We start from the raw sequence: 7,088 nt of genomic DNA, 5'->3' as shown, positions 1-7,088 counted from the left end.
CACAGCTGGCTCGATCGCCTTTATTTTTCTTGCCACAACCGTCTGCAGCGCCACAATCGTCTGCGCTGCTGTCACGACAGGGTCGATACAGGTTTCTGGAAACGCCGAATGACCGCCTTCGCCGATGATTTTGATATCAAAGCGATCTGTGGCGCTGGTCAGAGCCCCTGACCGAACGCCAAACGTTCCCGTTGGGAAAGACGAGCTGAGATGCATTCCGTAAATTTCTGAAACTCCGCGTATAACGCCGGCTTTCACCATTTCCTCTGCACCGCCGGGCGGCAGCTCCTCTGCGTGCTGAAACAAAAAGCGAACCTCTCCATGAAGCTGTTCTCTTTTTTGAGACACCAGCACTGCCGCGGCCATCTGCATAGCAGTGTGTCCATCATGCCCACAAGCGTGCATCACTCCGTCTGTTTCGGATGCAAATAGCAGACCAGTCTCCTCCTGAATGGGAAGCGCGTCAATATCTGCACGCAATGCAATCACTCTGCCGGGCTGCGCGCCTTTGAGCGTGGCCACAACGCCTGTTTTGGTCGGTGTCGTAAGCTCCAGCCCCGGCACATTGCCCAGTTGTTCCAATATGTAATCCGTCGTCTGCCGCTCCTGAAACGAGAGTTCAGGTTTCTGGTGCAGATGGCGGCGCCACGCGATCATTTTTTCCTCTATCTCAAGTACTTCGGGTAAAAACACAGGCAGATTCCCCTTTCTTTAAAAAACCGTTCAAATTTTTGTCTCCGGCTCCAAATCAGTCCCAGAATCCCATGTAAGCTTTCTTTGTAAACTTCTGTGTATAGTTTTTTCTGATCTTCTTCGCTGCTGCGGCTCTATCCTATGAAAGGTGAATTGCCGTCATTGCCGTTGCGCGGACCGACATCACGAACACCAACCCCGGATGCACAAAAGCATCTTCTTTTTTGGTTGTAATTTCGCCCTGCTGGCTTGAATACTGGTCAAGCACTTTGCTTGGCCTGTTCCTTTGTCATAATCTGTGCTTTCTATTTTCCATTGAATTGTGAGAAGTGGAAAATGCTTTTTCACTTTGCTGCTATTTTACGGTAAATCGACAGTTTCAGCCAAGGATTATTGACAAGCAATTGATTAAAAGATAAAATATATTATACCTATTTTGTTGAAAATGTCAATTTTTATTCTCTGTTTTGTGTTTGAGTGCCTTTAAATACCTGCACAACCAATTATTTTTCAATTACAGGAGTGAACTTACCGAGCGCTAAATAGCTCGTGGCTCAGTATCTGGCAGATTGTCCTTCCGTCGGTCTAACTGGCGGGCATATTTTCGAACGGTTCTGAAACCGTGACCCGTCTTGCGGGAAGTATTCCGTGAAATTAGGTCTTTATGATGGTTGAGATCATTAATCGTATTGATTTGAGCTATTCTTAAGACCTTTTTCGTTTTCTTGAAAATGCCTATAATATGGAGGAGGAGGCGCCTGATCTGTGTTAAAAAAGTTGGTCGATGCCATACAGGGAAAAATTCCATTCGATCTTGTTATCCGAAACGTCAGGATTGTCAACGTATATCAGGACACGGTTTTGCCCGGCAGCATCGGCGTTGTGGACGGCCGCATTGCATTCACCGGCAGAATGGAATTCCCTTATATGGCAAAGGAGGAATACGACGGTCATGGGCAGTATGCGCTGCCCGGCTTTGTTGATTCCCATATGCATCTTGAAAGCAGTATGCTTACTCCGGCATATTTTTCGGAAATTGCGGTTTCCTGCGGAACGACAACAGTGGCCGCGGACCCTCACGAAATTGGGAATGTGCTGGGGCTGGAGGGTGTCCGGGCACTGGTCGCGCTGACTCGTGACCTGCCTCTGCGCGTTTTGATGATGGCGCCCTCCACCATTCCTTCTGCGCCCGGCTTTGAAGGCTCCGGCTGCGAAGTCGGTCCCGAAGAAGCTGCGGCGCTGCTGGATCTGCCGGGTATGTCCGGACTCGGGGAAGTTATGGACTTCAACGGCGTGGCAAATGGCGACGCCCGTATCCTTTCCGTCATTGAAACCGCAGCAGGGCGCGGGTGCATTTTGGATGGACATGCCTCCGTTCTAACCGGACGGAAGCTGCAGGCATTTCGCGCAACCGGCATTGACAGCGACCACACCACCGGCAGCGCCGAAAAGCTGTTGGAAGAGCTGTCTCTTGGATTTACGGTTCAGATACAGGAATCTATGCTCAGCGAGGAGCTTGTCAGCGCAATGAACACGGTTGCAATACAAAACCGAATCTGTTTGGTGACGGACGATGTTCCTCTGCCTCGTCTGATGCGTGAGGGACATCTCAACCATGTTGTGGAGAAGGCAATTTCATTGGGACTGGATTCACTCCGCGCCATCCGCTATGCTTCAATCAACCCGGCAGACCGGCTGAGACTTTACCGAGTGGGCGCGATAGCTCCCGGAATGACGGCGGACATTCAGCTGGTGGACGATCTTCTTCACCCTCATCCGTCGACGGTGATCTGCGGGGGAATTTTCGCGTTTGAAAACGGGAAATTTTTGCTTTCCTCTTCCCGTCCGCAAATACCGGATACGCTCTACCGAACCGTTCGCTGCGCGGCTGTGAAGCCAGAGGATTTCACTCCCACGCTGCACGTCCCCCCATCTTTTGAAGGCGGGACAGCTCTTGTAAACGTAATTCATCAGGACGGCGTTTCCATGCGAACTAAACGCATTCAAAGGTTGCTTCCGGTTTTGATGAAAAGCGGGCGTCCCATCCTGGACACCTCGTCGCTGTTTGAAATGGCCGTGTTTAACCGATATGGAAAAAAGCAGCACGGCATTGCCTTTATCGACGGGATGGAACATGTCCACGGCGCAGTGGCTTTAACTTATGGACATGATTCGCATAATCTTGCTGTCTTCGGGAACGGCGCAGCAGATATGGCGGTCGCTGCAAACGCTGTTATCAAAATGCAGGGGGGCATCTGCGCCGCCTGCGGCGAAAAAGTCACCACGCTGATTCCGCTTCCATTGGCAGGCCTTTTGAGTGAAGAGTCACCCGATATATTGCTCCGCGGGCTGGATGCCTTTCTTGCAGATTGCGAGAGAATGGGTTTTCATCACGCAAATCTGATGTCGTTTTTCACGATTATGCCGCTTGCGGTGTCGCCCGAAATAAAATGCACCGACATGGGGCTTGTGGATGTTGTAAATAAACAGTTTCTTCCGCTGATTGAACGAATTGAGGAGGGGTGCAAATGACAAAGAGAAAGCGCGCGTTTCTGCTGGCGCTTCCCGCATCACTCGCTCTACTGGTCTTTTTCATTATCCCCATGATATTTATTTTGGTGAAAACGCTTTTTACCAATGGCTTTTCTGATTTTTCCAACTTTTTTACTGACTCATTTTACCTGAATATTCTATGGACGACGGTTCGTGTCTCGCTTGTGTCCACATTGATTTCCCTCCTGCTTGGATATCCCACCGCGTATTATATGGCCCGAACTCATTCAAAGCTCAAAAACGTCATGATGGTGGTCATTCTGTTCCCCTTTTTGGTCAGCGCAGTGGTTCGCTCCTATGGATGGATGGTCATATTGGGATCTAACGGTCTGCTGAACCAACTGCTGCAGGCACTTGGGCTAATTTCGCAGCCTTTGAAAATTCTCAATACGGAAACCGCTGTCATTATTGGCATGATCCATCTGCTGATCCCTTATATGATACTATCTCTGGTGGGCATTTTGCAGAGCATTGATCCGAATGTCGAATATGCGGCCTATAGCCTGGGGGCAAATCCGGTTAAGACCTTTACCAAGGTCATATTTCCCCTTAGCCTGCCCGGGATAATTTCCGGCTGCGTGCTGGTCTTTACGATGAGCATGACCTCCTATGTGACGCCTAAGCTGCTGGGTGGTTCCAAGTTCCGCATGATGGCGACTATGGTCGTACAAGAGATCAACGTCAACTTCGACTGGGGAGCGGCTTCGGCCATCAGCTATATTCTTCTTGCTGTGATACTTGTCGTTCAAGTTGTCGTGGTCCTGTCCACATCCGGGTATATGAAACGAATGGGAGGAGGCAAAAATGCGTGAAAAAAGTGGAAACTGGCTTTGCCGGTTGATTGCCGTTCTGGTCATGCTGTTCTTGCTTGCCCCGCTGGCGGTCATTGTGATCGCCTCCTTTACGCCAACAGCGCTGATAACGTTTCCGCCGCAGGGTTTTTCTCTAAAGTGGTATTCTAATATTTTTCAATCATCCACCCATTTTATGGACGGGCTTGCCAACAGTCTGAAAATTGGCCTTCTGGCAACTGTTCTGGACATTTTTCTGGGTGTCACCGCTGCTCTTTCCATCTGCCGGTATGATTTCAGAGGCAAAAATGCACTTTTGAATTACTTTTCCTCTCCCATGTATGTGCCCAGTGTGGCATTGGCGTTCGTACTTCTTCAGGTCTACAGCCAGATCGGAGGAATTCCCGGTATGGCAAGGATTTTCATTGGACACTTTCTGATTATTCTTCCCTACATAGTTCGAAATACGGTTTCCGTTCTCCATGTGTTTAACTGGACGCTGGAGGATGCTGCCACATCGTTGGGCGCAAATCCAGCTCAGGTTTTCTTCAAAATCACCATTCCCATTGCCAAGCCGGGCATTTTGGCCGGCGCGTTGCTGGCGTTTTTGTACTCGTTTGATGAGGTTGCTTTGAGCAGTCTGCTTTCCTCGCCGAAGTTTATCACGCTGCCAATTCGGATTATGAACTATATGGAATTGACCTTTGACCCGACACTTGCGGCAATTTCGACCCTTCTGATACTGGTTTCTTTGATTCTCATTGTCTTGATGGAGAAATTTGTTGGGCTGGATATGTTTGTAAAATAAGACAGAAAGGCTGCGTTACGATGGCTACTTTGGAATTAAGAGATCTGACTAAGAAGTTCGGAGACTTTACAGCCGTTGATCATATGAATCTGCAGGTTGCTCAGGGAGAAATGATCGCGCTGCTTGGTGGAAGCGGCTGCGGAAAAACGACCACCCTGCGCATGATTGCCGGCTTTACCGAGCCATCTTCCGGGACGATCTATGTTGACGGAAAAGATATTGGTAAAACTCCTTCTTACAAGCGGAATGTAGGAATTTTCTTTCAAAATTATGCGCTGTTCCCCCATATGACAGTCTTTGAAAACGTCGCATTCGGCCTGAAACTGCAAAAATTGAAAGCATCGGAAATCCGTGAGCGGGTCGAAAACATTTTGTCTCTTGTAAAACTTACCAACCTTGATAAGCGCTATCCCCGGGAGCTATCTGGCGGTCAGCAGCAGCGGGTTGCTCTTGCGCGCGCGCTGATCACGCAGCCCGCAATTTTACTTCTGGATGAACCGCTCTCCAATCTGGATGCCAAACTCAGAGTGGAAATGCAGGTAGAAATCAAACGGATTCAAAAAGAACTCGACATTACTACCATCATCGTCACCCACGACCACGAAGAAGCCGTTTCCCTTGCAGACCGCGTTATCGTGATGAATATGGGGGAAATTTTGCAGATTGGAGCTCCCCAGGAAATATTTGATTATCCTTCCAGCCCTTTTGTTGCAGATTTTATGGGATTTTCCACTTTTCTGCACGGAACCGCAGTGCTTACCCCAGATGGAACGCGCGCAGTGGAGTGCAGCGGGCATACCATTTATGTCCCAAGCCAATCGGCCGATACATTGCAAATCGGTGCGTCATACATCCTTGCAATACGCTCGGAGAGCATGGAACTCGTGTCTTCCGACGATAATAACACTGTGTCCGGCAGAGTAAAAAATTCGACTTATAAAGGTCACTCCACCCGTTTGGAAATTGAAGGTTGCTTTTCCGAAACAATTTATCCGTCAGTCAATGAATATACGGAACCGGGCAATGGAAAAAAGGTGCTGGTACACCTCCCATCGGAGCGGATCTGTGTATATAAAAGGGAAAGATAATAAGGAGGAACTCAAAATGTCTAGGAAAGCAATTCCCGCCTTGGTCCTGGCCGGAGCCATGACGCTGGGCCTGGCTGCCTGCGGAGGCTCCGGAAGCACCGCATCCGGCAGTTCTGCCTCTGCAAGCATACCCGCATCCGGAGATACAAAGGATTTCGGCGGTGCAGAACTCGTCGTCGCAACCTGGGGTTGGGCCGAGGAGGGGTTGAAGACCCTGGCGGCAGATTTTGAATCGACCTATAACTGCACAATTGTCGTCGATCCCACCAGCGGAAACGGCGATCGCCTGAACAAGCTGATGGCAGAGAAAGACGCCCCTACCGCCGATGTGGCTCTACTTACTAAGAGTTTTGCAGAAACCGGCAATCAGGATGGCCTTTTTGAAACCATCGATCCCTCTATCGTGACTGATACGGGCAATCTTTATGATTTTGCGGTCAGCGCCGATGGCTACGGGCCCTGCTATTCCGTCTGCCGTTATGGCATCATGTATAACGCCGACGCACTTAAAAAGGCCGGTCTGGACGCTCCCACGTCTTATCAGGATTTGTTTGATGACAAGTACGCTGGTATGGTCGCGCTGCCTGATATGACCTCCACCGCCGGACCCTATATACTGGTGGCAATGGCCGAAGCCATGGGTGGCAGCCACGAGGATGTCTCCCCTGCAATGGAGCTGATGCAGCAGAAGAAAGACAATATTGATCTGTGGTACTCTACCTCCTCCGATGTTGTGAATGCCTTCACAACAGGTGAGGCCAACATTGCTGTTTTTATGGATATCAATATGCCCGGTCTGACGGAGAGCGGGCTGAACATGGTCTGGGTTGATGCTTCTGAGGGTTCTTTTGCCGCTCCTGCCACCGTTAACGTTGTAAAGGACTGCAAAAATCCCGAACTTGCACAGCTGTTTGTGGAATATATGATCTCCGACACCACACAGAATAAAATCGCTGAGGTCTTGGATGAGGCTCCCGTGAGCAAAAATGCCACCATGCCCGATGAGCTGAAGTCCTATCTGGCGTTCGGCGCGGATTCTGTGAATTCCTTGAAGGAATTTGACGATTCCTATATCGCCACTGCCAAGACCGATTGGATTGATACCTTCCAGAGAACCGTGAACATCCAGTAATCAAATTTGCGCAAAAGAGAAGA

Annotated in this window: 6 protein-coding genes; 5 read left to right on the top strand and 1 reads right to left on the bottom strand. The window is 49.6% G+C overall.

Annotated features, from left to right (window positions below; all coding sequences use genetic code 11):
• Window positions 1-693, bottom strand: a 693-nt coding sequence (locus tag RTK01_RS06190) for an amidohydrolase (RefSeq protein WP_312280135.1), incomplete at its 3' end; no start/stop codon positions are given.
• A 765-nt stretch (window positions 694-1,458) separates the two neighbouring features.
• On the opposite strand from RTK01_RS06190, the gene RTK01_RS06185 reads away from it, so the two are divergent.
• Genes RTK01_RS06185 through RTK01_RS06165 form a run of 5 tightly spaced genes read left to right on the top strand, consistent with a single transcriptional unit; the run spans window position 1,459 to window position 7,065 of the window.
• A complete protein-coding gene (locus RTK01_RS06185) occupies window positions 1,459-3,225 on the top strand; it encodes an adenine deaminase C-terminal domain-containing protein (RefSeq protein ID WP_312280134.1) in 1,767 nt (588 codons plus the stop codon).
• Window positions 3,222-4,058 carry an ABC transporter permease gene (locus RTK01_RS06180; RefSeq protein ID WP_312280133.1) on the top strand — a complete coding sequence of 279 codons (837 nt, stop codon included), beginning with the start codon at window positions 3,222-3,224 and terminating at the stop codon, window positions 4,056-4,058. The genes RTK01_RS06185 and RTK01_RS06180 overlap by 4 nt, the downstream gene beginning before the upstream one ends.
• Window positions 4,051-4,845, top strand: coding sequence for an ABC transporter permease (locus RTK01_RS06175; protein ID WP_312280132.1), 795 nt, complete (start codon window positions 4,051-4,053; stop codon window positions 4,843-4,845). The genes RTK01_RS06180 and RTK01_RS06175 overlap by 8 nt, the downstream gene beginning before the upstream one ends.
• A gap of 20 nt (window positions 4,846-4,865) precedes the next feature.
• Entirely contained in the window at window positions 4,866-5,933 is a 1,068-nt protein-coding gene (locus RTK01_RS06170; RefSeq protein WP_312280131.1) for an ABC transporter ATP-binding protein, read from the top strand.
• A 16-nt stretch (window positions 5,934-5,949) separates the two neighbouring features.
• Window positions 5,950-7,065 carry an extracellular solute-binding protein gene (locus RTK01_RS06165; RefSeq protein ID WP_312280130.1) on the top strand — a complete coding sequence of 372 codons (1,116 nt, stop codon included), beginning with the start codon at window positions 5,950-5,952 and terminating at the stop codon, window positions 7,063-7,065.
• The last annotated feature ends 23 nt before the right edge of the window (window positions 7,066-7,088 follow it).

The organism is Oscillibacter sp. (genome assembly GCF_031978065.1).
Lineage (GTDB): Bacteria > Bacillota > Clostridia > Oscillospirales > Oscillospiraceae > Oscillibacter.
The sequence above is the reverse complement of the archived record's forward strand: the minus strand, read 5'-3'. Positions and strand labels throughout refer to the sequence as shown.